At 74.1% G+C, this 25,186-nt stretch carries 25 protein-coding genes; 12 read left to right on the forward strand and 13 right to left on the reverse strand.

Annotated elements, in window-relative coordinates:
* Positions 1 to 125 precede the first annotated feature (125 nt).
* Together AB0B76_RS56055 and AB0B76_RS56060 are read right to left on the reverse strand one after the other, a co-directional pair.
* Complete coding sequence (locus AB0B76_RS56055; RefSeq protein ID WP_360393752.1) at positions 126 to 710, reverse strand: FhaA domain-containing protein; 585 nt, start codon at positions 708 to 710, stop codon at positions 126 to 128.
* Between the two features lie 10 nt (positions 711 to 720).
* Complete coding sequence (locus AB0B76_RS56060; protein ID WP_360393754.1) at positions 721 to 1,581, reverse strand: LysR family transcriptional regulator; 861 nt, start codon at positions 1,579 to 1,581, stop codon at positions 721 to 723.
* A 70-nt stretch (positions 1,582 to 1,651) separates the two neighbouring features.
* Between AB0B76_RS56060 and AB0B76_RS56065 the strand changes: the two genes are divergently transcribed.
* Positions 1,652 to 2,533, forward strand: coding sequence for an EamA family transporter (locus AB0B76_RS56065; protein ID WP_360393755.1), 882 nt, complete (start codon positions 1,652 to 1,654; stop codon positions 2,531 to 2,533).
* Here the strand turns inward: AB0B76_RS56065 and AB0B76_RS56070 are convergent.
* Positions 2,526 to 3,230, reverse strand: coding sequence for a hypothetical protein (locus AB0B76_RS56070; protein ID WP_360393758.1), 705 nt, complete (start codon positions 3,228 to 3,230; stop codon positions 2,526 to 2,528). The genes AB0B76_RS56065 and AB0B76_RS56070 overlap by 8 nt on opposite strands.
* Before the next feature lie 53 nt (positions 3,231 to 3,283).
* Between AB0B76_RS56070 and AB0B76_RS56075 the strand changes: the two genes are divergently transcribed.
* The 4 genes from AB0B76_RS56075 (at position 3,284) to AB0B76_RS56090 (ending at position 5,422) form a co-directional block, all read left to right on the forward strand.
* A complete protein-coding gene (locus AB0B76_RS56075) occupies positions 3,284 to 4,057 on the forward strand; it encodes a class I SAM-dependent methyltransferase (RefSeq protein ID WP_360393761.1) in 774 nt (257 codons plus the stop codon).
* Positions 4,058 to 4,076: 19 nt separating this feature from the next.
* Entirely contained in the window at positions 4,077 to 4,652 is a 576-nt protein-coding gene (locus AB0B76_RS56080) for a hypothetical protein (RefSeq protein WP_360393764.1), read from the forward strand.
* On the forward strand, positions 4,649 to 4,807 hold the full coding sequence (locus tag AB0B76_RS56085) for a hypothetical protein (RefSeq protein ID WP_360393767.1): 159 nt from the start codon (positions 4,649 to 4,651) through the stop codon (positions 4,805 to 4,807). Before AB0B76_RS56080 ends, AB0B76_RS56085 begins: the two co-directional genes overlap by 4 nt.
* An 84-nt stretch (positions 4,808 to 4,891) precedes the next feature.
* The gene (locus AB0B76_RS56090) at positions 4,892 to 5,422 is read left to right on the forward strand and encodes a hypothetical protein (protein WP_360393770.1); all 531 of its coding nucleotides are present in this window, start codon (positions 4,892 to 4,894) and stop codon (positions 5,420 to 5,422) included.
* Between the two features lie 11 nt (positions 5,423 to 5,433).
* On the opposite strand, the gene AB0B76_RS56095 is transcribed toward AB0B76_RS56090, so the two are convergent.
* Complete coding sequence (locus AB0B76_RS56095) at positions 5,434 to 5,901, reverse strand: SAM-dependent methyltransferase (RefSeq protein ID WP_360393773.1); 468 nt, start codon at positions 5,899 to 5,901, stop codon at positions 5,434 to 5,436.
* 84 nt (positions 5,902 to 5,985) lie between these two features.
* Here AB0B76_RS56095 and AB0B76_RS56100 point away from each other — a divergent pair, with 84 nt between their 5' ends.
* Positions 5,986 to 8,463: a BTAD domain-containing putative transcriptional regulator gene (locus AB0B76_RS56100; protein ID WP_360393776.1), complete on the forward strand. Its 2,478-nt coding sequence runs from the start codon at positions 5,986 to 5,988 to the stop codon at positions 8,461 to 8,463.
* On the opposite strand, the gene AB0B76_RS56105 is transcribed toward AB0B76_RS56100, so the two are convergent.
* Positions 8,460 to 9,287 (reverse strand): NAD(P)H-binding protein, encoded by an 828-nt coding sequence (locus tag AB0B76_RS56105; protein ID WP_360393778.1) that lies wholly within the window; start codon positions 9,285 to 9,287, stop codon positions 8,460 to 8,462. The two genes, AB0B76_RS56100 and AB0B76_RS56105, sit on opposite strands and share 4 nt — an antisense overlap.
* A 192-nt stretch (positions 9,288 to 9,479) precedes the next feature.
* On the opposite strand from AB0B76_RS56105, the gene AB0B76_RS56110 reads away from it, so the two are divergent.
* From AB0B76_RS56110 to AB0B76_RS56120, 3 genes are all read left to right on the forward strand, one after another.
* Positions 9,480 to 10,679, forward strand: a complete 1,200-nt coding sequence (locus tag AB0B76_RS56110; protein WP_360393781.1) for an FAD-dependent oxidoreductase — start codon at positions 9,480 to 9,482, stop codon at positions 10,677 to 10,679.
* Positions 10,680 to 10,689: 10 nt separating this feature from the next.
* Positions 10,690 to 11,640, forward strand: coding sequence for a sigma-70 family RNA polymerase sigma factor (locus AB0B76_RS56115; RefSeq protein WP_360393784.1), 951 nt, complete (start codon positions 10,690 to 10,692; stop codon positions 11,638 to 11,640).
* 64 nt (positions 11,641 to 11,704) lie between these two features.
* Positions 11,705 to 12,649: an AsnC family transcriptional regulator gene (locus AB0B76_RS56120; RefSeq protein ID WP_360393787.1), complete on the forward strand. Its 945-nt coding sequence runs from the start codon at positions 11,705 to 11,707 to the stop codon at positions 12,647 to 12,649.
* Here the strand turns inward: AB0B76_RS56120 and AB0B76_RS56125 are convergent.
* The 7 genes from AB0B76_RS56125 to AB0B76_RS56155 are packed head-to-tail and all read right to left on the reverse strand — an operon-like array spanning position 12,636 to position 22,090.
* On the reverse strand, positions 12,636 to 13,820 hold the full coding sequence (locus tag AB0B76_RS56125) for a molybdopterin molybdotransferase MoeA (protein ID WP_360393790.1): 1,185 nt from the start codon (positions 13,818 to 13,820) through the stop codon (positions 12,636 to 12,638). The genes AB0B76_RS56120 and AB0B76_RS56125 overlap by 14 nt on opposite strands.
* Positions 13,817 to 14,536, reverse strand: a complete 720-nt coding sequence (gene narI, locus AB0B76_RS56130; RefSeq protein WP_360393793.1) for a respiratory nitrate reductase subunit gamma — start codon at positions 14,534 to 14,536, stop codon at positions 13,817 to 13,819. Before narI ends, AB0B76_RS56125 begins: the two co-directional genes overlap by 4 nt.
* Positions 14,533 to 15,102: a nitrate reductase molybdenum cofactor assembly chaperone gene (gene narJ / locus AB0B76_RS56135; RefSeq protein WP_360393796.1), complete on the reverse strand. Its 570-nt coding sequence runs from the start codon at positions 15,100 to 15,102 to the stop codon at positions 14,533 to 14,535. The genes narI and narJ overlap by 4 nt, the downstream gene beginning before the upstream one ends.
* Positions 15,099 to 16,754 (reverse strand): nitrate reductase subunit beta, encoded by a 1,656-nt coding sequence (narH, locus tag AB0B76_RS56140; protein WP_360393799.1) that lies wholly within the window; start codon positions 16,752 to 16,754, stop codon positions 15,099 to 15,101. The genes narJ and narH overlap by 4 nt, the downstream gene beginning before the upstream one ends.
* Before the next feature lies 1 nt (position 16,755).
* Positions 16,756 to 20,391, reverse strand: a complete 3,636-nt coding sequence (locus tag AB0B76_RS56145) for a nitrate reductase subunit alpha (protein WP_360393802.1) — start codon at positions 20,389 to 20,391, stop codon at positions 16,756 to 16,758.
* A 27-nt stretch (positions 20,392 to 20,418) separates the two neighbouring features.
* Positions 20,419 to 20,865, reverse strand: coding sequence for a hemerythrin domain-containing protein (locus AB0B76_RS56150; RefSeq protein WP_360393804.1), 447 nt, complete (start codon positions 20,863 to 20,865; stop codon positions 20,419 to 20,421).
* Entirely contained in the window at positions 20,858 to 22,090 is a 1,233-nt protein-coding gene (locus tag AB0B76_RS56155) for an MFS transporter (protein ID WP_360393807.1), read from the reverse strand. The genes AB0B76_RS56150 and AB0B76_RS56155 overlap by 8 nt, the downstream gene beginning before the upstream one ends.
* 144 nt (positions 22,091 to 22,234) lie before the next feature.
* Here AB0B76_RS56155 and AB0B76_RS56160 point away from each other — a divergent pair, with 144 nt between their 5' ends.
* From AB0B76_RS56160 to AB0B76_RS56170, 3 genes are all read left to right on the forward strand, one after another.
* A complete protein-coding gene (locus AB0B76_RS56160; RefSeq protein ID WP_360393810.1) occupies positions 22,235 to 22,939 on the forward strand; it encodes a YwiC-like family protein in 705 nt (234 codons plus the stop codon).
* A 100-nt stretch (positions 22,940 to 23,039) separates the two neighbouring features.
* On the forward strand, positions 23,040 to 23,777 hold the full coding sequence (locus AB0B76_RS56165; protein ID WP_360393813.1) for a GNAT family N-acetyltransferase: 738 nt from the start codon (positions 23,040 to 23,042) through the stop codon (positions 23,775 to 23,777).
* Positions 23,778 to 23,959: 182 nt separating this feature from the next.
* Positions 23,960 to 24,478: a DUF6518 family protein gene (locus AB0B76_RS56170; protein WP_360393815.1), complete on the forward strand. Its 519-nt coding sequence runs from the start codon at positions 23,960 to 23,962 to the stop codon at positions 24,476 to 24,478.
* Between the two features lie 252 nt (positions 24,479 to 24,730).
* Here AB0B76_RS56170 and AB0B76_RS56175 read toward each other — a convergent pair.
* On the reverse strand, positions 24,731 to 25,186 hold a 456-nt coding region (locus tag AB0B76_RS56175; protein ID WP_360393818.1), incomplete at its 5' end, for an ATP-binding protein.

Consider the following 25,186-nt stretch of genomic DNA (forward strand, 5'->3'; position numbering starts at 1 on the left):
CCGCCGCCGTGCGGTCGCGTACGAGACGCCGGTCGCCGCCGCCCATTCCTTCAGGTGCACGCAGACCACTTTAGCCGACTAGTGAGCGCTAGAGCGGACCAACACGCCAGCAGCTGCTAGCCCCTTCAGCGCTCGCCCTGGACCGTCAGGGTCACGCCGCCCAGGGTGATCACGTCGCCGGGGTTCACGGCCGTCGGCCCGGTCACCGGGTCGTCGTTGAGCAGGGTGCCGTTCGTCGAGTCCAGGTCCATCAGGACCAGGCTCCGGCCGTCGTACCGCAGCGCCGCATGCCGCCGCGACACGCCCTCGTCGCGCACGCGCAGGTCCGCCTGGCGGCCGCGGCCGATCACGGTCTCGCCGGCCTGGACCGTGTACCGCCGGCCGTCGTCGACGAGCAGGCCGACGCCCCGGCCGGCCTCGTCCTCGCGGCGGGTGCGGGCCTTGCGCACGTCAGCAATGATCTTGAACGAGCCCGGCAGGACGGTGTCGTCGGGCTGCAGGTCGACCACGACCTCGTCGGCGATGCCCCAGCGCTGCTCGGCCAGGAACTCGGCCTGGGCCCGGGCGAGCGGCCCCGCGAACGGCACCAGGTGCGGGTGGTCGCCGGGGGCGACGAGCACCAGGTAGCTGTTGGGCGCCAGCGTCTGCTCGCCGACCTCCGCCTCGCGGTGCATCGCCTCCAGGATCGCGGTCCGCTGCGGCAGACTCATGCCGGCGAGCCTACCCGAGCGGGCCGTAGGCCTCGCGGGTGAGCGTGATCAGGTCGTCGAGGTGCGCGGGCGGGTCGTCGCGCCACCACGCCAGCCGGACCTCGATCGGCGGCGCATCGCTCATCCGCCGGTACGCCACCCCCGGCCGCGGGTTCTGGTGCGCCGTCGCCTCCGACGTCACGCCGACGGCCTGGTCGGCCGCGATGAGCGTGAGCCACTCGTCCGTGCCCCGCGTGGCGCGCACGGACGCCGGCCCCGCCCCCGCCGGCCACAGCCCGAGACTCGTCGTGCCCGTTCGATCGTCGATCGCCATGGTGTACCGGGTGAGGTCGGCCAGCCGCACGGTGCGCTTGCGCGCGAGGGTGTGGTCGGTGGCGACGGCCGCGCAGCGGTGCTCGAGGCCGACCGCGGCGGTCTCGAACCGGGGATCCTCCAGGGCCCGCCGGAGCACGGCGACGTCGGCGGTACCGTCGGTCAGCCCGGCGGCGAGGCTGTTGTGCTGGACGAACACCAGCGGTACACCCGGATGCCGCCCGGCCCAGGTCCGCTGGATGCGGCGCGTGTGCCGGCCCATCGCCGCCCAGGCGTAGCCCACGCGCAGCTCGGTGCGGGAGCGCTCGACCACCCGCCGTAGGTGCGTGACCTCGTCGAGCACCGCCCGGGCCCGGGCCAGCACCTGCGTGCCCGTCGCGGTCAGGCGCACGTGCCGCGTGGTGCGGTGCAGCAGCCGCGCCCCGAGCGCCGCCTCGAGCGCCGCCACCGACCGCGACACCGCCGCCTGCGACAGCCCGAGCGCCGCGGCCGCGTCGGTGAACGTCCCGGCCTCGACGACGGCGACGAGCGCGCGCAGCTGCCGCAGCTCCAGATCCATGCGTACAGCGTATGAATCGTGCGTCCCGTGCATTTCCCCGGCCCCGCCCCGGGCGCCGAGAATCATGGTCGTGAGCAGGCTGAACCTCAGCACCGGCGGGGCCCTCGCGACAATGGTCGCCAGCGCCGCCGGCAACCAGTCGGGCGCCGCCCTCGGGGCGCGCGCCTTCCCGGCGATCGGGCCCGCGGGCGTGGTCGCGGTCCGCCAGCTGGTGGCGGCCGCGGTCCTGCTGCCCGTGGCCCGCCCCAACCTGCGCCGCCTGACCTGGTCGCAGTGGTGGCCGGCGCTCCTGCTGGGCCTGGTCTTCGCGACCATGAACATCAGCCTGTACACCGCGGTCGACCGCATCGGCCTGGGGCTCGCGGTGACGCTGGAGTTCCTGGGCCCGCTCGCGGTCGCGCTGTGCGGCTCGCGCACCCCGGTCGACCTGGTGTCCGCCGTGGTCGCGGGCATCGGCGTGTACGTGCTCGTGCTCCCCGGCTCCAGCACCGACCTGCCCGGTCTCGGGCTGGGCCTCGTGGCGGCGGCCTGCTGGGCGGCGTACATCCTGCTCAACCGCCTCGTCGGCGCCCGCCTGCCCGGCCTGCAGGGCCCCGCGGTCGGCACGGCGTTCGCGGCCGTGCTCTACCTGCCGGTCGCGGTCGTCCTCGCCGTGCAGGGCCGGTTCACCGCGGCCGGGCTGCTCTACGCGCTCGGCGCCGGGGTGCTGTGCTCGGTGGTGCCGTACGCGGCCGACCTGGTCGCCCTGCGCCGCGTCCCGCCGCGCTACTTCGGGCTGCTGCAGAGCGTCCACCCGGTGCTCGCGGCGCTGGCCGGGGCGGTGATCCTGGGCCAGGTCCCGGCCGCGCACGTCTGGGCGGGCATCGCGATCGTGGTGGGCACGAACGCCGCGGCGGTCGCGGTGGCCGGCTCCCGGGCGGCCCGGGCGGTCGACCCGCTCCCGGCTACGTAGCGTCGCTCTCGGTCTCGGCCTTCTCGCCCCGGCGGCGGAACATCGCGAAGCCGGGCAGGCCGACGATCGCCTGGCGCAGGTCGCGGGTGACGTTGAGCAGCTCGTGGATGTCGGGCCCGACCCGGTCGAGGGTGGCGAGGATCGGCATGACGTCGGTGTTGAGGTGGTGCGCGAGCCGCGGCAGCTCGTCGATCATCCGGATCGCCGCGGTGACCTCCTCGGCCGAGAGGTTCTCGACGAACCGGCGCAGGGGCGGGTCGTAGGCGGTGAGCAGCTCGTCGGCGGTGGTGGCGGTCCGGGCCGCCTGGGCCACGACGACGTCCGCGTTGGCGGCGGTCTGCTCGGCCTGCGCAACGATCGCGTCGGCGGCGGTGGCCGTCCGCGCGGCCTGGACCACGATCGCGTCGGCGGCGGTGGCCGTCCGCGCGGCCTGGACCACGATCGTCGCGGCGCCCGACGACACGCCTCTCGCCTCTTCCATCAGGCCGGCGGCGGCGGCGGTGACCGTGCGCACCTCCCTGATCGCCTCGTCCGCGGCGTCCAGGGCGGCCGCGGCCCGGGCCAGCACCACCTCGGCCCCGTCGACGAGCCGGATCACCCGCCCGGGCAGCGCGACGACGGCGGCGGCGGTCCCGACGGCCGACCCGGCGGCGGAGACGGCCAGGTCGACGGCTTGCGACAAACGGGGCAGGCGCATGTACCCATCTTGCCCGGTACGGGCCACCCCCACGCGCGACTAGGATCACCCGGGTGAGCTTCGAGGTCCACGCGGACGCCTACGGGCGGTTCATGGGGCGCTACTCCGAGCCCCTGGCGGAGCGGTTCGCGGCGCTCGCGGGGGTCGCGGCCGGTCAGCGCGCGCTCGACGTGGGCTGCGGCACCGGCGCGCTCACGGCCGAGCTCGTCGCGCGGCTCGGCGCCGCGTCGGTGTCGGCGGTCGACCCGTCCGAGTCCTTCGTCGCCGTGGTCCGCGAGCGTTTCCCCGCCGCCGATGTACGGGCGGGGACGGCGGAGCGGCTGCCGTACGGTGACAAGGCCTTCGACCTCACGCTCGCCCAGCTGGTCGTGCACTTCATGGCCGACCCGGTCGCCGGCCTGCGGGAGATGGCCCGGGTGACCCGGCCCGGCGGCGTGGTCGCGGCGAGCGTCTGGGACCACGCCGGCGGCGGCGGCCCCCTGGCCGTGTTCTGGCGCGCGGCGCTGGAGCTCGACCCGCAGGCCCGCGACGAGTCCGGCCTGGCCGGCGCCCGCGAGGGCCACCTGGCCGAGCTGTTCGCGGCGGCCGGCCTGACCGCGATCGAGCCGTCGGAGCTGTCGGTACGCACCACGTTCGCCGACTTCGCCGAGTGGTGGGAGCCGTTCACGCTCGGCGTGGGCCCGGCCGGCGACTACGTGCGCACCCTGGACGACCCGCGGCGCGAGGCCCTGCGCGAGCACTGCGCGACCCGGCTGCCGGGCACCGGCCCCATCGAGATCACCGCCACGGCATGGACGGTCGTCGCCCGCACGGTTTCGCCCGGCTGACCCCGGGTAGCGCTGCGCCGTGAAGTCCTCTCCACTGGGCGGGCTCGACCTCGGCGCCGCCGGAGCGTTCACGTCCGGCCGCCTCGACGCGGACGGCGAAGCGGCGCTGGCGGGACAGGTGGCGTACCTGCTCGGCCAGTTCGAGCCGCCCCCGACCCCGGTGGCCGCGGGCCTGCAGCGGGTGATGGACCACGTCGGCGGCGACGAGGCCCTCCTGGCCTGGCTCGACCGCTTCCCGGGCCGGCCGCGGCTGGTGACGCGGGCGCTGGAGCTCGTGGCGCTGCTCGACCGGTATGGTGACCGCCGCCCCGTCGTCGCCGCCCTCGCCCAACGCCGGATCCACGCCCCGGACCCGCCGACCCTGGCCCGGCGCCTCCCGCCCGACACCGACGAGGCGACGCTGCCCGGCCTGGGCGGTGAGATCAAGGCCCGCCTCGGCGACGACGACCCGGCCGAGGCCGCCCGACTGGCCCTGGACGCCGCGCGGCTGCTCGCCGACCTCGCCCCGGGCGTACACGACGTGCCGGGCTGCGCCGACCTCGAGCCGCTGGCCGTCGAGTCGGTCCACGCCCTGGAGGCCGTGGAGATCCCGTGAACATCGCCCGCGCGGGGTCGCGCGGGCACGGTCGCAGGCCCGAACATAGGCAGCGTGACACCGGCGGCTGGGCCGCGCGGCTGCGCTGCTTCCTCGCCGAGTGCCGCGTGTCGTACCCCCTCGGCGACGGCTGGTACTGGCTCACCCTCACCTGACCCGGAACGGGCTCGGTCGATCATGCACAAAGACGGGCCGTCCATCCGGCGGATATCGACGTACGGCACGCTAGTCTCGGGCCCGTGGCGTTGTCGGACCTCGGAACCGTCGGACTGTCCATGCTGGCCCTGGCCGTCTCCGTCGCCTCCGCCTACATGTCGAGGCGGCAGGTCACGTTGCAGGACAAGGCCACCCACGCCGGCGCGGTCGTCACGATACTGGCCCAGTTCCGCGACCCGAAGCTGCACGAGAGCTTCGAATGCGTTTTCAACGAGCTGCCCGGCCACGACGCGGAGCTCGGCCTCGGCGGCCTGCCGGCGGGCGTCCGGAACCACACGTACAACGTCTGCTACTTCCTGAACGAGATCGGCAGCATGCTGACCCTGGGCATCCTGCGCGAGGACGCGTTCCTCGCGATCTTCCGGGCCCGCGCCATCGCCGTGTGGGGGATCGTCGGGCCGTTCGTCGAGCGGGAGCGGGAGATCAACGCGCGGGTGGGACCGGAGTTCCTGGCCGTGGTCGAGGCGCTGGCGCATCGCGCGGCGATGCTGCGGCCCGATGTCGGGCGGGGCATCCTCCGGGAGTGGCTCGAACGGCCCATCGGCAAGCACTGACGGCGGCCCGCTCACGGCCGGAAGTAGTCCGCCATCATGCGGCTGACCCACTCCGGCTGCCTGACGTCCGCCGGGAGGAACTCCGCCATCGCCGGCTTCAGGTCGATGACCGGGGTGCCCGAGACCGCGTCGAGGCCGGCCACCGTCAGCTCGCGGCCCTGCACGGACTCGATGGCGCAGGTCGTCACGCCGATGCGGTTCGGGCGGCGGGGGCCGCGGCCGGCGAAGATGCCGAAGGGCGGGAGGTCGGCGCGGCCACGGTACGGGCGCGGCTCGCGGAAGTCGCCGTGCTCCGGGAACCGGTCGAAGACGAACAGGACCTCGACGTGGGAGAAGCTGTCCAGGCCCTGCAGGCAGGCGTCGCCGAAGCGCTCGTCGACGGTGATGACGCTGCGTACGGCGCCCCAGTGGTCCGTGTCCTGGATGTCCGTCCGGTCGTTGCGGACCGTGCCGATCGGGGTGATCTCGAAGCTGATCATGGCTCGAGGCTAGCCCGGCCCGTCCCATGAACGTCCTACGGTTCGGGGTGCCGGGCGGCGGCGCGCGTCGATAGCGTCGTTGTCATGCAGGTTCGAATCCTCGGGCCGCTCTTGGTGGAGGCGGGCGGGCGGGCGGTACATCTGCCCGGGCAGCAGCGGCGCGTGCTCGCCGCGCTCGCGTTGCGGGCCGGGCGGGCCGTCACCATCGGGGCGCTCGCCGACGCGGTGTGGGACGGGGGCGCGCCGGCGCTCGCGCGGCGGCAGGTGCAGAACCACGTCTCGGCGCTGCGCGGGGTGCTCGCGCGGCTCGGGTCGTCGTCGGTGATCGGGGCGGACAACGACGCGTACACGCTGCGCATCGGCCCGGCCGAGCTCGACCGCGCCGTCTTCGACGACCTCGTGGCGCAGGGACGGCAGGCGGCCGCGGGCGGCGATGTGCGCCGCGCCGCGGACCGCCTCCGGGCGGCGCTGGACCTGTGGCGCGGGCCGGCGCTCGAGGGCCTGGACACGCCGGTGCTGGCCCGGGCCGCCGCCGCCCTCGACGCCGAGCGGGACCTGGTCACTGAGGAGTGGCTGGAGCTGCAGGTGCAGGCGGGCCGGCATCGGGAGGTGCTCGGCGAGCTGACCCGGCTGGTTGCCGAGCGGCCGCTGCGCGAGGGGCCGGTGCGGCTGCTCATGGTCGCGCTGAGCCGCCTGGACCGGCGGGCCGACGCGCTCGCGCACTACGAGGGCCTGGCCGCCCGCCTGCGGGCCGCGCTGGGGGTCGAGCCCGGTCCCGCACTGCAAGCCACCAACGCGGCGATGAGAGGGGAGCCGGGCGAGGCGGGCGGCCGGACACCGCCGTCGCAGCTTCCCGGGGCCGTCCGCCTGTTCGTCGGCCGCGACCGGGAGCTCGACGCGCTCGACGCCGCCGTCGGCGCCACCGGCCTCGCCGTCCTCACCGGTCCCGGCGGCGTCGGCAAGACCGGCCTGGCGCTCGCCTGGGCCCACCGCAACGCGGCCGGCTACCCGGACGGCCGGCTGTACGTCGACCTGCACGGCTTCGACCACGCCCCGCCGCGCACCCCGGCCGACGCCCTGACCGGCTTCCTGCACGCCCTCGGGGTCGAGGACGAGCCCGGGATCGAGCCCGAGGCCGACGAGCCCGCCGTCCCGGAGGGCTACCACGATCCCGGCGTCGCGCCCGGGTACACCAACAAGGCCGTGCTCATCGCCACGTTCGGCGTCCGCGAACCCCGCCCGGGCGCCGGGGACGCCGTGGCGGGCCTGGCCGCGGCGTACCGGTCCGCGCTCGCCGGGCGCCGCGTCCTGGTCGTGCTCGACAACGCCGCCGACGCCAACCAGGTCGAGCCGCTGCTGCCCGGCGCGCCCGGGTGCGCCGTCGTCGTCACCACCCGCTGCCCGCTGCCCGAGCTGACCGCGGCCCGCGACGCCGTGCCCATCGAGCTCGGCCCGCTCGCCCCGGCCGCGGCGCGGGAGCTGCTCGGGGGCATGCTGCGCGACCCGATCGACCCCGGCGACGAGCCGCTGGCCGAGACCGTGGCCGAGCTGTGCGGGCACCTCCCCCGCGCGTTGCGGGTCGTGGGCGCGAACCTGCGCGACGCGGGCCCCGCGGCGCTGCGGGAACAGATCGCGCGGCTGCGCGCGGACCGGAGCTGCGTGCTCGCCCCCGAGACGTTCCACCGCCGCACGCCGGACGAGGTCGCGCTGGCCCGCATCCGCTCGTCCGGTGAGGCGCAGCTGCCGCCGTTGTACTACCTGGAGCGCACCGGCCCCGAGCCGCGCCTGGTCGTGTGGTCGACGCACCGGGCCGAGCCGGCCGTGCTGGCGACCCTGCCGCCGGCCGCGTTCGACAACGCCAACGTTTCCCCCGACGCGCGCTGGCTCAGCTGGGTCGACGAGGGCGCTCTGTACGTGCGGGACCTGACCGGGGTACAGCCGCCGCGTATTTTGCACGGGGACGTCGACGGCCGGCTGTTCCCACCGGTGTGGACCCGCGACTCGCGCCGCGTCCTGGTGCGCACGGGCGGCGGCGCGGCCGGCACCGTCGACGCCGGCAGCGGCCGGTTCGCCGCGCTCGCCGCCGACCTCGCCGGGGCCGCCCACCCGATGTTCTCCGTCTGCGGCCGGGTTCTGGCCTACCTCGACGCGGCGGGCACGCTGACGCTCGCCGAGCCCGACGGCCGGGACCCGCGCCCGGCCGAGCTGCCGCGCCGCCTCGCCGACGACGGCCGGCGCGTGCTCGGCGTGCAGTCGTTCGCGCCCGGGGACCTGGCGTTGTCGACCGGCCCCGCGGACACCCCGATCGGCGCGCGCTCGCTGCTGAGCGACGCGTACGTGGGCGGGGAGCCGCTGCGGGTGCTCGGCCTGGCCGGCTCCACCGGCTCGTACACGCCGTACCAGCTGCGCCTGGTGCCGCCCGCGGGCCGGTACGGCTACCACCGCGTCCAGCGCGAGTGCCGCGGCCGCCGCGAACTGGTGCTGCTGGGCGGCAACGGGGAGTACCGCGGCAGCGCCGTCGAACCCCCGATCCTGGACGACTTCCTGCTGCTGAGCGTCTAGCGGAAATCGGCGGCGTGGTCGCGCGCCCAGGCGGTGTAGGGCGCCGGGCGGCGGCCGGTCACCCGCTCGAAGGTGTCGGTGGCCGGGGACCCGCCCGGGTGCCGGGCGTGCTCCAGGAACTCGAGGATCGCCGCGGCCGTCTCCGCCCCCGCGAACCGGGCGAACGCCGCCTCCGCCTCGGCCGGGGCGATCTCCTCCAGCCGGACCGGGCGGCCCAGCGCCTCCGCGATCGCGCGCACCTGCTCGCGCTGGGTCAGCGGGTCGGGGCCGGTGAGCAGGTCGCTGACGCCGGGCGTGCGCGGGTCGCGCAGGGCCGCGACGGCGACGGCGGCGATGTCGCGCTCGTGGATCGGGGCGGTCGCCGCGTCCGGGTACGCCACCCGGACGACCCCCTCGGCCCGGATCGAACGGGCCCAGGCCAGCGCGTTGTTCGCGAGGACCAGCGGGCGGACCGGGGTCGCGGGCAGGGCGGCCTCGACCTCGCGGTGCTCGCGGGCGATCGCGTTGTCCGCGGTCCAGGGCAGCAGGACGCTGCCCGAGGAGAGCAGGACCACGTGCTCGACCCCAGCCGCGGCGACCGCGGCGGCGAACGGGGCCGGGTCGGCGGGCAGCGCGTACACGAAGACGCGCCGCACCCCGTCGAGGGCGGCCCCGAGCGTCGCGGGGCGGGTGAGGTCGGCCTCCACCACCGGTACACCCGCCGGAAGGTCGCCGGCCGTGGACAGGTCGCGCACCGAGGCGCGGACGGGTTCGCCGGCCGTGTGCAGTTGGTCGAGCACGTGCCGGCCGATGGAGCCGCGGGCGCCGATCACCAAGGTCGTCATGGGTAGATCGTGGCCGGTATCCAGCGCGAGGCCACGCCGGTGCGGGCGAAATGGCGAGATCCGATCTGGAAGAGCCCGATCTGGAAATTATCCACGCCCGCCTGTGACCCAAGCCACATGCGGCTCCTGTCAGCAATCGCGGCGCCGTTCCGATCAATCCACCGGGAGCAAGCGAGCCGATAGGAGCAGTACATGAAGCACCGCATCGTCGTTCTCGGCGCCGGCTACGCCGGGGCCTACGTGGCCGGAAACCTGGCCCGCCGGCTGTACCCGGCGGACACCGAGATCACCGTGGTCAACGCTGAGCCGGACTTCGTCGAGCGGATGCGGATGCACGAGCTCGCCGCCGGCCGAGAGCTCAAGGCCCAGAACCTCGCCGACGCCTTCGCGGGCACCGGAGTACGGCTGCGGGTGGCCCGGGTCACCGCCGTCGACCCCGGGCGCCGGGTCGTCACGGTCACCGATGCCGGTGGCGGCGGCGAGCTCGGCTACGACACGCTCGTCTACGCGCTCGGCAGCCACGTCGCCGACCACGGCGTCCCCGGCGTGGCCGAACACGCCTTCGACATCGCCGGCCGGCCCTCGGCGCTGCGCCTGCGCGAGCGCCTGAGCAGCCTGCGCAACGGCGGGCGGGTGCTGGTCGTCGGTGACGGGTTGACCGGCATCGAGAGCGCCGCCGAAATCGCCGAAGCCCGGCCCGGCCTGTCCGTGGCGCTGCTCGCCCGCGGCGAGCTGGGGGCCCGGCTCTCCGCCGGGGCCCGCCGCCACCTGCGCCAGGCGTTCGACCGGCTCGGCATCACCGTCCTGGAGCACACCGGCGTCGAAGCCGTCGAAGCGACGCGGGTGCTGTGCGCCGACGGCACCGCCCTGGCGTCCGACGCGACCGTGTGGGCGGCCGGGTTCGCGGCCGGCCCCATCGCCGCCGCCGCCGGGCTGGAGGTCACCGACAACGGCCAGATCGTCGTTGACCGCACGATGCGGTCGGTCTCGCACCCGAACGTGTACGCCATCGGCGACAGCGTCCACGCCATCGGCGACAACGGCCGGCCGCTGCCGATGTCCTGCGGTTCGGCCGGCTTCACCGGCCGGCAGGCCATCGAGGCGATCGTCGGCCGCCTGACCGGCCGCGAGATCCCGAACACCAGGCTGGTGTACACGTACAACTACATCACCCTCGGGCGGAAAGACGGGATGCTGCAGACGGTCGACGACGAAGGGCGACCAAGGCCGAAGCATCAGGGCGGCCGGAGGGCCGCGCGGATCAAGGAGGGCATCAACAGGATCGCGCTGTGGACCATCTCCCACCCGACCTTCGGCCGGCCCACGCGCAAGCGCCGCCAGACCGCCGCGCCGGATGCGTCCCGCCGGGACCGCGGTCGCGTGGCCGCCTAGGTTGGCCGGCGTGGACAGCACCGCCCCTGATCGCTTCGACACCAGCCGGTTCGAGGCCAGCCGGAACCGGCTGGCCTCACTGGCGTACCGGCTGCTGGGCTCCGCCGCCGACGCCGAAGACGCCGTGCAGGACGCGTTCCTGCACTGGCAGGCCGCCGACCGGCAGCAGATCAAGGTGCCGGAAGCCTGGCTGACCAAGGTCGCCACCAACCTGTGCCTCGACCGGCTGCGCTCGGCACCGTCCCGGCGCGAGCGGGCCGTCGCCTGGCTGCCCGAACCGCTCCTCGACGGCGACCCGATGCTCGGCCCGGCCGACACGTTCGAGCAGCGCGAATCGGTCTCCCTGGCCGTGCTGACGCTCATGGAGCGCCTGTCAGCCCACGAGCGAGCCGTCTACGTGCTGCGCGAAGCGTTCTCCTACAGTCACGCCGAGATCGCCGAGATCCTCGACATCACGGAGTCCGCCAGCCAGCAGCACCTGCACCGGGCCCGGCGCCGCATCACCGCCGCCCGCCGCCGCGGCGGCGCGGTCGACCCGGCATCCGCCCGCAGGATCGTCGAGGAGTTCCTCGCCGCGGCCTCCTCGGGCCGCACCGAACGACTGGTGGCGCTGCTCACCGACGACGCGATCGCGATCTCCGACGGCGCCGGCCTGACCGGGACGCTGCTGCGGTACGACACCGCGCAGCGCATCGCCGCCGTCGCACGGGCCGGCTTCAGACCCACGCCCGCGAAACGGCGGCTTGCCGGCGGTACGCCCGCCGTGCACTACGCGCTCGTCAACGGCGCCCCGGCCATCCTCTTCGTGCTCGGCGACCAGGTCACCGGCGCCGTGACGTTCGACATCGCCAACGGCAGGATCGCTACCGTGCGCGGCATTGCCGCCCCCGCCCGCCTCGCCCGCCTCACCGAAGCCTGGCGGCACCACGAACCGGGCCCGCCGCTCATCACGCGGTGGTGACCGCCCGCCGTGCCCAGATCAGCGACGTTCCAACCGCCTCCGGTGGTCTGTAGGATCGAGCGGGATGGCGAGATCCGACCTGGACGAGCTCGATCTGGGGATTATCCACGCCCTGCACCTCGACGGGCGGGCGTCGTTCACCCGGCTCGGTGAGGTGCTCGGGGTCTCCGACCAGACCGTCGCCCGCCGCTACGCACGGCTGCGCGCCGACTTCCGGGTGCGGGTGAGCGCCCGGACCGACGCCGCGCGGGTCGGCGAGGTGTCATGGTGCGTGCGCATCCAGTGCGTGCCCAGCGTGGCGGTCACCGTCGGCCGGGCCCTGGCTCGGCGCGCCGACACGTCGTGGGTGAAGCTGGCCTCGGGCGGCACCGAGATCTCGTGCATGGTCCGCGCCGTCTCCGACCGCGACTCGTCCGCGCTGCTGCTCGAGCAGCTGCCGAAGACGCCGAACGTCACCGGGGTCACCGCCAACTGCCTGCTGCACGTGTACTTCGGGGGCCCGCAGAGCCCCGTCGAGGCGCTCACTCCGGAGCAGGCCGCGGCGATCCGCTGGCCGGAGGCGCCCGCGGACGGCCGGGCGGTGCTCTCCGACGACGACCGGCGGCTCGTCGGCATGCTCGCCGCCGACGGCCGGGCGGGCTTCACCGAGCTGGCCGCGGCCACGGGGCGGCCGCACACGACCCTGCGGCGGCGGGTCCAGGAGCTGCGGGAGTGCGGCGCGCTGTACTTCGACGTCGACGTCGACCACCGTGCCCTGCGGCTGCCGATGCAGACGATGCTGTGGCTGTCCGTCGCCCCCGACCGGATGGTGGAGACGGGCGAGGCCCTGGCCAGGCACCCGGAGGCCGTGTTCGTGGGCGCCACGACCGGCTCGACGAACCTGTACGCGGCGGTGCTGTGCCCGGACCCGGCGGCGTTCTACCGGTACCTCGCCACGCGCGTCGCCGCCCTGCCCGCGATCCAGCACCTGGAGACGGCGCCGGTGATCCAGACCCTCAAAAGCCTGTGAGCAGCTCCGCGGGCGCGCCGTCGGCCCAGCCCGGCTCGATCACGGCCAGGGCGTCGGCGCCCGCCGCGGCGCGCAGGCTGGCCGCGCGCGCGTCGGTGAGGACCCGGGCGACCGGGCCGTCGAGGCACACGGGCACGAGCCGCACGCCGTCGTCCGGCACCCGCGCCGGCCCGGTGACGGGCATCCGCAGCGGCGGCGCGGCGGGGGCGCCGGTCATCGCCTCCAGCAGCGGCCGCAGCAGCGTGAGCGCGGCGACGAGCCCGGCGAACGGGTTGCCGGGCAGCCCGACGACCCACGGGCCACCGGGGATGCGGGCGAGCAGCTGCGGGTGCCCGGGCCGGCAGCGCACCCCGTCGACGTGCCAGGCCGCGCCGAGCCCGGCCAGCACGCGGTGCAGGTGGTCGGCGGCGCCCACCGAGGACGAGCCGGTCACGACGAGGACGTCGGCCCCGGCCGCGGCGGCGATGGCGTCCTGCAGCGCGGCGCGGTCGTCCGGGGTGTACGCGGGCCCGCCGGCGAGTCCCCCGGCGTCCTCGACAAGCGCGGCGATGCTCGGGCCGAACGCGTCGCGGACGAACCCGGGGCGGGGCACCCCGGCGCGGACGATCTCGTCGCCGGTCACCACGAGCCGGACCAGCGGGCGGCGGTACACCGTGAGGACATCGGCCCCGGCCTGCGCGGCGGCGCCGAGCACGGCCGCGGTGACCCGGCGCCCGGCCGGCACGACGACGTCGCCCGGCACCGCGTCCTCGCCCGCCCGCCGGATGTGCCGTCCCGGGGCGAACGGCCCGGCGAGCCGGTCACCGTCGCGCCGGGAGCGCTCGTAGGGCAGGACCGCGTCGGCCCCGTGCGGCACGGGCGCGCCGGTGCCGATCTCGACCGCGGTGCCCGGCGCCAGCGCGTCGCCGGGGGACGCGCCGGCCAGGCGGCGGCCGACCACGGTCCACGGCCCGGCCCCGCGCACCGCGTAGCCGTCCATCGCGGCGGTGTCGCAGCCGGGCAGCGCCGCGCGGGCGCGCACCGGCTCGGCCAGCACCCGGCCCGCGGCCGCGGCCAGCGGGACCGGCTCGGGCTCCAGCGGGCCGGCCACGCCGCGGGCGGCGTGGCGAGCGGCGCGCCACCCCACGTCGGCGACCCGGGCCACGCCGGCGCCGAGCGCGTGCGTGGTCACTGGACCCGCTCCCACCCGCGGCGCGTGGGGCGGGCGCCGAGCTGGCGGTCGCGGCTGCGGTACACGATGTAGGGCCGGGTCAGGTAGCCCAGCGGCGCGGAGAACACGTGCACGAGCCGGCTGAAGGGCCAGAACGCGAACAGCGTCAACGCGGCCAGCGCGTGCAGCCGGAAGCCGATCGGCGCGCGGGCCATCAGGTCGGGCTGCGGGTGCAGGTAGAAGATCGAGCGGAACCAGGGCGAGACGGTCTGGCGGTAGTCGTGCGGGTGCCCCGTCAGGTTGCCCAGCACCGTGGTGCCGAGGCCGAGCACGATGGTGCCGACGAGCAGCACGTACATGATCTTGTCGTTGGTGGTGGTGGCCGAGAACACCGGGCCGACGGTGCGGCGGCGGTAGACGAGGATCGCGGCCCCGCCCAGGGTCATGACGCCGGCGACGGTGCCGAGGCCGACCGCGACGCCGTGGTAGGCGGTCTCGCTCACGCCCACCGCCTCCGTCCACGACTCGGGGATGACCAGGCCGCCGACGTGGCCCAGCGCGACCAGCAGGATGCCGAAGTGGAACAGCGGGCTGCCCAGGCGCAGGAGCCGGCGCTCGTAGAGCTGCGACGAGCGGGTCGTCCAGCCGAACTTGTCGTAACGGTACCGCCAGAAGTGCCCGGCCACGAAGACGGTGAGGGCCACGTAGGGCACGACGATCCACAGCAGGACGTTCATCGGGGGGCTCCGTAAGCGGCGAGGCCGACCTGTTCGGCCGGCGGGCCCTGGGCGGCCAGGCGGGCCACGGCGGTGTGCACGTCGCCCTCCAGCGGCGCGAGGGTGGCGGAGACGGAGTCGAGGACGTCCGCCCAGGGGGAGCGTGCGTCGTGCAGCGCCGCGCGCAGCAGTTCCAGGCCGGCCCGGTGCTCGGCGAGCAGGGCCGCGCCCGGCTCCGGGTTGGCGGCCGCGAACTCGAGCACGACCGCGAGGTGGTCGGGCAGCTCCTCATCGGTGAGGCGCAGCCCGACGGCGGCGTAGGTCTGCTTGAGCCGCAGCAGGGCCATGCCGCGGTTGCGGGTGTCGCCGTGCGCGTAGTACGTCAGGAACAGGCAGCAGCGCCTCCGCTGGTCGAACGTGGCGACGTAGTCCGTCGTCAGCGTCGCCAGGGGCGTGCGTTCGAGGTGGTCGAGGAAGCGGTGCGTCGGCGCGTCGGCGACCCGGCGCAGGAGCGGGATACGGGACACGAGTTGTTCGTCCGGGTAGTCCAGCAGCAGCGACTGGGCCTGCCAGGCGGCGGGGTTCACGAGTCGCTCCGATCCGGGAAGAGGCCCTCCGGGCGGCCCTTGCCGTCCCAGTTGAGCATGTTGACGCGGCGCGGCTTGTCGGCCGGGCCGGCGACCGAGTCGCTGGTCTGCCGCTCGCGCAGCATCACGAAGTTCTCCACCGCGATCGGGGCCGGGCCGCCGGAGGACTCGCCGAACGGGCCCGAGCCACCCATCCGCGGGCCGCCCTCGTAGTCCAGCGAGCACTCGGTCGCCAGCTCCTCAAGGGCGTGCGCCTGCTCCGCGTGGGCGGGCGGGATGACGTAGCGCTCGTCGTACTTCGCCAGGGCCAGCAGCCGGTACATGCCGTACATCTGCTCGCCGGTCATTCCGGCCGCGGCCGCGATCGACTCGTCGGCGTCGCGGCCGAGGTTGATGTCGCGCATGTACGAGCGCATCGCGGCCAGCCGGCGCAGCGACGCGTCCACCGGGGCCGGGTCGCCGGCGGTGAACAGCTGGGCCAGGTAGTCGATCGGGATGCGCAGCGCCTCGATCGCGGCGAAGAGGTTGCCGCGGTCCTCGGCGTCGTGGCCGGTGTCGCGGACCACGTCGACGACCGGCGACAGCGGCGGGATGTACCAGACCATGGGCATGGTGCGGTACTCCGGGTGCAGCGGCAGGGCCACCTTGTATGTGTTGATGAGCGCGTACACGGGCGAGCGCCGGGCCGCCTCGACCCAGTCGCGGGGGATGCCGGCGCGCTCGGCGGCGGCCGCGACCGCGGGGTCGTTCGGGTCCAGGAACACCTTGCGCTGGGCCTCGTACAGGTCGTGCTCATCCACGGTGGACGCGGCGGCGAGCACCGCGTCGGCATCGTAGAGCATCAGGCCGATGTAGCGCAGCCGGCCCACGCACGTCTCCGAGCACACGGTGGGGATGCCGACCTCGATGCGGGGGAAGCAGAACGTGCACTTCTCGGCCTTGCCGGTGCGGTGGTTGAAGTACACCTTCTTGTAGGGACAGCCCGACACGCACATCCGCCAGCCGCGGCAGCGGTCCTGGTCGACCAGGACGATGCCGTCCTCCTCGCGTTTGTAGATCGCCCCGGACGGGCACGACGCGGCGCACGACGGGTTGAGGCAGTGCTCGCAGATGCGGGGCAGGTAGAACATGAAGGTCTGCTCGAACTCGAACTTCACCTTGTCGGCGATGCCCTTGAGCAGCACGTCCTTGTCGCCGTGGTCGGGCGAGCCGCCGAGGTCGTCGTCCCAGTTCGCCGACCACGAGATCTTCATGTTCCGGCCGGACAGCAGCGACCTGGGCCGGGCGACCGGCGTGTGCTCCTGCAGCGGCGCGTTCGTGAGCGTCTCGTAGTCGTAGGTCCAGGGCTCGTAGTAGTCGTCGATCGAGGGCATCTTCGGGTTGGAGAAGATGGTCAGCAGCTTCTTGAACCGGCCGCCGCCCTTGAGCGCGAGCCGGCCGCGGCGGTTGAGGGTCCAGCCGCCCTTCCACGTCTCCTGGTCCTCGTACCGGCGCGGGTAGCCCTGCCCCGGCCGGGTCTCGACGTTGTTGAACCACACGTACTCGACGCCGGAACGGTTGGTCCACGCCTGCTTGCAGGTGACCGAACAGGTGTGGCAGCCGATGCACTTGTCGAGGTTCATCACCATCGCCATCTGCGCCATCACGCGCATGTCAGTACTCCACATCCTGCGAGCGGCGCCGGATGACGGTCACCTCGTCGCGCTGGTTGCCGGTGGGGCCGAGGTAGTTGAAGGCGAACGACAGCTGCGCGTAGCCGCCGACCAGGTGGGTCGGCTTGATCAGCAGCCGGGTCAGCGAGTTGTGGATGCCGCCGCGCCGGCCGTTCGTCTCGGTGCGGGGGACGTCGATGAGCCGGTCCTGGGCGTGGTACATGTACACGGTCCCCTCCGGCATGCGGTGCGACACGATCGCGCGGGCGACCACGACGCCGTTGCGGTTGACCGCCTCGATCCAGTCGTTGTCGTGCACGCCGATCTTCGCCGCGTCCTCCTTGGACATCCAGATCACCTGGCCGCCGCGCGACAGCGAGAGCATGAACAGGTTGTCCTGGTACTCCGAGTGGATCGACCACTTGTTGTGCGGGGTCAGGTACCGCACCGTGATGCCCAGCTCGCCCTGCGCGCCGACCGCGGGCTCGCCGAAGAGGGCCTGCATGTTCAGCGGCGGGCGGTAGGTCGGCATCCACTCCCCCAGCTCGGCCATCCAGTCGTGGTCGAGGTAGAAGTGCTGCCGGCCGGTGAGGGTGTGCCAGGGCTTGAGGCGTTCGACGTTTATGACGAACGGCGAGTACCGCCGCCCGCCGGACTCCGAGCCGGACCACTCCGGCGAGGTGATGACCGGCGTCGGGCGGGACTGGGTGTCGGCGAACGTGATCTGCTTGCCCTCGTGCTCCGCGGCAAGATCCGCCAGTTGTACCCCGGTCTGCTTCTCGAGGGTGTGGAAGCCCTGGGTGGCGAGGTGGCCGTTGGTGGTGCCGGACAGCGCCAGGATCGCCTCGCACGCCTGCACGTCGCGGGCGATCGAGGGCCGGCCGTTGGGGGCGACGCCGTTCTTGTGCCGCAGGTACTCGATCTCCCGCTCGACCCGGAAGGTGACGCCCTTCGTCGTCGCGCCGAGCGAGTCCGCGAGCGGCCCGAGCGATGCCATCTTCTCGGCGATCGCGCCGTAGTCCCGCTCCACCGGGATCAGCTTGGGCATGGTGCGGCCCGGGATCGGCTCGCACTCGCCGGCCTTCCAGTCCCGGACCCGCCCGTGCGGGTTGGCCAGCTCGTCCGGGGTGTCGTGCAGCAGCGGCGCGGCGACGACGTCGGTGCGGGTGCCGAGCCGGTCGGCCGCGAGCGTGCTGAACGCGCGGGCGAGGGTCATGAACGCGTCCCAGTCGGTGCGGGTCTGCCACGGCGGGGCGATGGCCGGGTTGAACGAGTGCACGAACGGGTGCATGTCGGTGGTGTTGAGGTCGTGCTTCTCGTACCAGGTCGCGGCGGGCAGCACCACGTCGGAGTACACCGTGGTCGAGGTCATGCGGAAGTCCAGCGACAGCAGCAGGTCGAGCTTGCCGGTCGGGGCCTGCTCCCGCCACACCAGGTCGCGCGGGCGGGCTTCCGGCGGGGCCTCGGTGGCGCGCACGGCGTGGTCGGTGCCGAGCAGGTGCCGCAGGAAGTACTCGTTGCCCTTGGCCGAGGAGCCGAGCAGGTTGGCCCGCCAGACGGTGAGCACGCGCGGGAAGTTCTCCGGCGCGTCGGGGTCCTCGCAGGCGAAGCGCAGCCGGCCGGCCTTGAGCTCGGCCACGACGTGCTCGGCGACCGGCAGCCCGGCCGCGGCGGCCTCCCCGGCCAGGTCCAGAGGGTTGCGGTCGAACTGGGGGTACGACGGCATCCAGCCCATGCGTGCGGAGGCGGCGATGAGGTCGGCGGTGGTCTTGTCGGTGAACTTCCCGGAGTTCGTGGCGCTCGTGGCCGAGAGGGTCGCGGCCGAGAACGGGTCGTAGCGGTACTGGTCGGTGTGCAGGTACCAGTAGGCGGTCTGGATCATCTGGCGGCCCGGGCGGGACCAGTCGGACGCGGTACTCAGCAGGCTGTACCCGGTGATCGGGCGGACCTTCTCCTGCCCGACGTAGTGCGCCCAGCCGCCGCCGTTGACGCCCTGGCAGCCGGTGATCGTGGTCAGCGTCAGGAACGCGCGGTAGATCGTGTCGGAGTGGAACCAGTGGTTCGTGCCCGCGCCCATGATGATCATGGAGCGGCCCTTCGACTCCTCGGCGTTGGCCGCGAACTCACGGGCGATGCGCGCCGCGGCCTGGCCCGGGACGCCGGTGATGGTCTCCTGCCAGGCCGGGGTGTAGGGCGAGCCGGCGTCGTCGTAGCCGGTCGGCCACTGCCCGGGCAGCCCGTCGCGCCCGACGCCGTACTGGGCCAGCAGCAGGTCGTAGACGGTGGTCACCAGGTGCGCGCCGATGCGCCGGACCGGCACGCCGCGGCGGATCGGCGCGGCCGTGCCACTGGGCGTGTCGAACCGGGGCAGCGTCACCTCGACCGCATCGCCGCCCTCGCAGGACAGCCGCGGGCGCACGTCGCCGAGGTCGAGGTTCCACCTGCCGGCGCCCGCCTCGCCGTAGCGGAAGCCGAGCGAGCCGTTGGGGACCACCGGCGTCCCGTCGTCGTCGAGCAGCACCGTCTTGAACTCGGCGTGCTCGCTCTGCGCCTCGGCGCCGGGCAGGTCGGCCGCGGTGAGCATCTTCCCCGGCCGGACGGTCCCGTCGCCGGCCTCGTCGAGGGTGACCAGGAACGGCAGGTCGGTGAACCGGCGCACGTAGTCGGTGAAGTACGGCACCGCCCGGTCGACGAAGAACTCCTTGAGCACCACGTGCCCCATCGCCATGGCGAGGGCCCCGTCGGTGCCGGGCTGGGCGGGCAGCCACTCGTCGGCGAACTTGACGTTGTCGGCGTAGTCGGGGGCGACGGCGATGACCTTCTGGCCCCGGTAGCGGGCCTCGGCCATCCAGTGCGCGTCGGGCGTGCGGGTCACCGGCAGGTTGGAGCCCCACATGATCAGGTAGCCGGCGTCCCACCAGTCGCCGGACTCCGGCACGTCGGTCTGGTCGCCGAACACCTGCGGGGAGGCGACGGGCAGGTCGGCGTACCAGTCATAGAATGACAGCATCGCCCCGCCGATGAGGTTGTAGAACCGCGCCCCGGCGGCGTGCGACACCATCGACATCGCCGGGATCGGCGAGAAGCCGGCGACCCGGTCGGGCCCGAACTCGGCGATGGTGTGCACGTGCGCGGCCGCGACGAGCTCGACGGCCTCGTCCCAGGAGGCGCGGACCAGGCCGCCCTTGCCGCGCACCGACTTGTAGCGGCGCGCCTTCCCGGGGTCGCCGACGATCGACGCCCAGGCCGCGACCGGGTCGCCGCCGTGCTCCCGCTTGGCCTCGCGGAACAGCTCCAGCAGCACCCCGCGCACGTAGGGGTAGCGCACGCGGGTCGGCGAGTAGGTGTACCAGGAGAACGCCGCGCCGCGGGGGCAGCCGCGCGGCTCGTACTCGGGGCGGTCCGGGCCGACGCTCGGGTAGTCGGTCTGCTGCGACTCCCAGGTGATGATGCCGTCCTTGACGTACACCTTCCAGGAACACGACCCGGTGCAGTTGACCCCGTGCGTGGAGCGCACCACCTTGTCGTGCGACCAGCGGTCCCGGTAGAACGCGTCGGCCTGGCGCCCGCCGATCTGGTGCAGGGTGCGCAGATCCTTCGAAACCTCACCCTTGGTGAAGAACCGCCGGGTGCTCACCAGTGCATCATCGAGGCTTGACAAGTCTCAGCTCCCTTCGGTCTTCACATCAGCACAAATGCCGCCGACCCGGGCCCGAACCGCGTCCACGAGCTCCCAGTCCTCGTTGCGCAGCCCCGCGAGCGCGGCCGGGAACACGCCGTCCTGCTCCTTGAGGATGTGATCGCGCAGCATCTCCAGTGTGTCGAGCAGCTCTTGCGGCGTGCCGGGGTTCTGCAGGACCGCCTCGATCCGGCGGTGCTCGGACCGCAGGGCGGCGACGTGCTCGGGGAAGTCGGCGGCGAGCGCCGGGAACAGGCCCTGCTCCTCGACCGCGGTGTGCGGGCCGAGGATCGTGAGGATCTCCCGGGCCAGCACCTTCTGGCCTTTTCGGTCCGCGGCCCGTACCTCGCCGATGAGGTTGACGACCAGATCGTGCTCGCGGGTGAGCTCGTCGATCGCGGCGATCGCCTGGCAGCCGCAGTACTCACACATGCGCGGTGCTCCGGCGCCCGGAGGACTTCGGGGCACCGCCGCGGGCGACGGCGGTGACGGTCAGCAGCAGCGCACCGAGCGAGACCACGGCGAGGGCGGCCAGGCCGGCGGCGTAGGTGCCGTACCGCTCGTACACCACGCCCATCACCAGCGGCGGGACGAACCCGCCGAGCCCGCCGGCGGCGCCGACGACCCCGGTGACCGACCCGACCATCTTCTGCGGCGCCCGCTGGGCGACCAGGGCGAAGGTGGCCCCGCTGCCGGCCCCGAGCGCGGCCGCCATGGCCAGGAACGCGATGGTACCGACGGGCGCGAGGCCGGGGGTGAAGGACTGCACGAGCGCCCCGGCGGCGACGACGGCGAGGGCGGCGGCGAGCACGCGGGTGGCCGCGATGCGGTCCGACAGCCACCCGCCGATCGGGCGCATCACCACGGCGAGGACGACGAAGCCGGCCATCCGGTTGGCCGCGTCGGCCTGGGCCAGCCCGTAGGCGGTCTTGAGGTACGCCGGCAGGTACACGGAGAACGCGACGTAGCCGCCGAACGCGACCGCGTACAGCACCGCGGCCTGCCAGGTGATGCGCAGCCGCACGGTCGCGGCCAGGCGCCGGCCCAGCGGCTCGGCCGGCACGACCCGCCCGGGGGCGTCGCGCAGCAGCAGCCAGGCCACGGCGGCGTACACGGCCAGCACGACGGCGGTGACGACGAACGGGGTGGCGGTGGTACCCGCGCCGACGAGCTTCACGGTGGTCAGCGCGCTGATCGCGGTACCACCCATCCCGGCCCCGAACACCCCGACGGCGAACCCGCGCCGCTGCGGCGGGAACCAGTTGTTCACGAACGGCACGCCGACCGCGAACGTGGTGCCGCCGATGCCGAGGAAGAAGCCGCCGACCAGCAGTCCGGCGAGCGAGGTGTGCCCGCTGAGGCCCAGGTACAGCACCGGGACGACGGTGACCAGAGAGACGAGCGGGAACATGATCCGGCCGCCGTACCGGTCGGTGAGCGCACCCACCGGAATCCGCCCGAGCGACCCGACGACCACCGGCACCGCGACGAGCAGCGCCTGCTGGAACGAGGTCAGGTGCAGGGCATCCTTGAACTTCGGCGCGAGCGGGCTCAGCAGCGCCCACGCCCAGAAGTTGACCGCGAACCCGGCCGTGGCGAGCGTGAGCATGAGCGCTCGCTGCCGTCCGGTGACTGTTGTCGCCTGGGGTGTGCTCATTCGGCTCTCCACTGCGGGTGTCGGTTCCTCGCCACGATTCAGGCTTCCCGGCGCTCGCGGCCCTGAACAGGGACCTTGGTCCCGACCGGGCCGGGACGTCCAGCGGTACACCGGCAAGGTGTCGCCCCCGTAGCGTCGTTCCCCGTGAGACGACAGTGGGTCCCGCCGCAGCACGGGGCGTGGGCGATGCTGGCCGTGCCCTACCTCGCCGGGCTGCTGTCGGCCGGCTTCCGGTGGCCGGACGTCCCGCTGGCCGGCGCCTGGCTGTCGGGGTACCTGTTCTCCTACTTCGCGTTCCTGGCCGCGAAGACGCGCCGCCCGGCCCGCTACCGAGCCGAGCTGCTCCTGTACGGCACCGTCGCGGCCGCGCTGACCGCGATCGTCGTCCTGGCCCGCCCGGCGGTGCTGTGGTACGCCCCGGTCTACGCCGCGCTGATCGCGGTGAACCTGTGGCACGCGGCGCGCCGCCGCGAGCGCGCCCTGCTCAACGACGCCGCGTCGGTACTGCAGAGCTGCCTCATGGTCCTCGTGACCGGCGGCACGCTGCCGGCGTTCGTCCTGTGCCTGCTGTACTTCGGCGGCACGGTGTTCTACGTGAAGACGATGATCCGGGAGCGCGACAATCCCGCGTACCGCCGCTGGTCGATCGCCTACCACGCCGCGGCCCTGCCCCTGGCCGCCTGGGCCACCTGGTGGGCGGCCCCGCTGTTCGCGTGGCTCCTGGTGCGAGCGGCCGTCCTGCCGGGCCGGGGCTGGCCCCCGAAGCGCGTCGGCCTGGTCGAGATCGCCAACTGCGCCCTGCTCCTGGCCTGTGTCGTAGAGTCGTCTGCTGTGAGCTGGAGTGCCTGACGACTTCGCGGCCCTGGACGATCCGGTCGGCCGCTCCTTGAACGGCCGGCACGCACAGCTGGCCCGCCGCGCGGGCAACACGGCCACCTACCAGACGGGCGTGTCGACATTCGCCACCGTGCCGGCCGAGCCGACATCAGCCGATTGGGATGACTTGGCGCGCCTGCTGGGCCGGGGCGCCTTGGCGGATCTGTTCACCGCGCCGGTAACGCCGCCCGCGGACTGGAGGAACGTCTTCGACATGGCGGGCTTCCAGATGGTCCTGTCCCGACCGACCCGCACCTCCGCCACGCGGAACACTGCGTCGGACGGCGGAGCCGACGGGACCGGCCGCAGGGCCAACCGCGAGGCCGACGGCACGACTGAAAGCGAAGCCGAACCCAGGGCCGACCGCGCGAAGGACCGCGGAGCCGGTCGCCGGGCCGACGCCACGCTCGACCGCGGGGCCGACTTCGCGGTCGCCGAACTGGGCCGAGCCGACGTACCGGACATGCTGGCCCTCATAGACGCGACCCGCCCCGGCCCCTTCTGGGCGCGCACGATCGAGCTGGGCGCCTTCTACGGCGTACGCGACAACGGCGCCCTGCTGGCCATGGCCGGCGAACGACTGCACCCGCCCGGCTGGGCCGAGATCAGCAGCGTGTGCACCACCCCGCAGGCCCGCGGCCGCGGACTCGCCGCCCAGGTCGTGCGCGCCGCCGTGGACAGGATCACCGCGCGCGGCGAGCGCCCGTTCCTGCACGTGGTCGACACCAATCTCGACGCAATCCGCCTCTACGAGCGCCTGGGCTTCGTCGTCCGGACACGTGTGAGATTCCACGGCTACCGCGTCCCATGAGCACGCCGCGCCTGCCCACGCCTGGGCCGTCCTAGCGGACCGCCCGCAACGCCACCCGCCCCCGCAACGCCCCGCGACCGGCGCGAGCAATCCCACGCGACGGCGCACTGCCGGTGTGTGCAGCCCGATACGACGGCGCGGTAGGGAGTCTTGTTTCCGGCGAAGGGCGCCCGCGGTGGGGCGTGGGGCTGGATCATGGCTTCCCTTCCCCCGCGCGCACCCGGCGCGGCGCGGCGGCCGCGGCCGTCATAGTGTTGTGCACCGCCACCGGGTGCTACTACTGGCTCAACCTTCCCGGCGGCCTTCGTCCGGGCGGGGAGTTCGGGCCGCTGTTGCGGGCCTTCGCGTACTGGATGCTGCTGTCCATCGCCGGCGGCACCGTGCTCGGCGCGCTCGCCCACGCCGTGCGCGCCGACGGGGCCCGCCGCGCCGCGGTTGCCGCCGGGCTCACGTGCGGGCTGCTCGCCGGGGCCGGGATCGCGATCGTCACGACGCTGCTCGTCACCGGGGACCCCGCGCGCGGCGAACTCGGCCAGGGCACGCTGCAGGCCGCGGCGGGCATCGCGGTCGCCACGTGGTCCTTCGCGCGCCGCCGCGGACGGTGCGCGTGGATGGTCTACGTGGGCGCCGCCCTGGCCGCCTGCACCGCCGGTGCCCTGGCCTGGAGCGCCATCGAGTCCGTCCCGATCATCGGCTTCTGACCCGCGGAAGCCCTCGGTACGGCGCAGGTCGACGGTGTCGGCGAGCTCGGTGAGCTTGTCCAGCACCGACTCGCGCACCCCGGCCAGCGCCGCCGTCTCCCGCGCATCGCCCGCGGTGCGGACGGCCAGCCGCGCTGCCCGCGCTCGGCGTCCTGCAGTTCGTCGCGCAGCGCGTCGATGTCGTCGATGACCGCGTGGCCGGCCTCGACCTCGGCGCGGGCGTCGAGGAGCGTGCCGGCGAAACCTGAGGCGCTACAGGGGCAGACGAAGCCGGAGCAGCGCGCCCCCGGCCGGAGACTCCTCGATCGTCAGCGTTCCCCCGTGGGCCGCGACAATATCCCGCGCGATGGGCAGCCCGAGTCCACTCCCCCCACCGGTGCGCGACCGATCCTGATCCAGCCGGACAAACCGGTCGAAGACCCGATCCCGATCGACCGGAGCGATTCCCGGCCCGTCATCGGACACCGTGATTTCGGCGGTACCGCCAACAGCCTCCACCGTCACCTCCACCACACCCACGGCATGCCGCGCCGCATTGTCCATGAGATTGCGCAACACGCGCTGCAAATGATGCGGATCCCCGCTCACCCGCACCGGCGCCGACCGCGCCGCAACCTTCAACCCCGGCCGCTCCGCGGTAAGCCGCTCCCGCTCCAGATACACCAGATCGTCGAGGTCCACGTCCTCCCGCCGCAGCTGCAAACCCTT

It is taken from the genome of Dactylosporangium sp. NPDC049140, assembly GCF_040648435.1.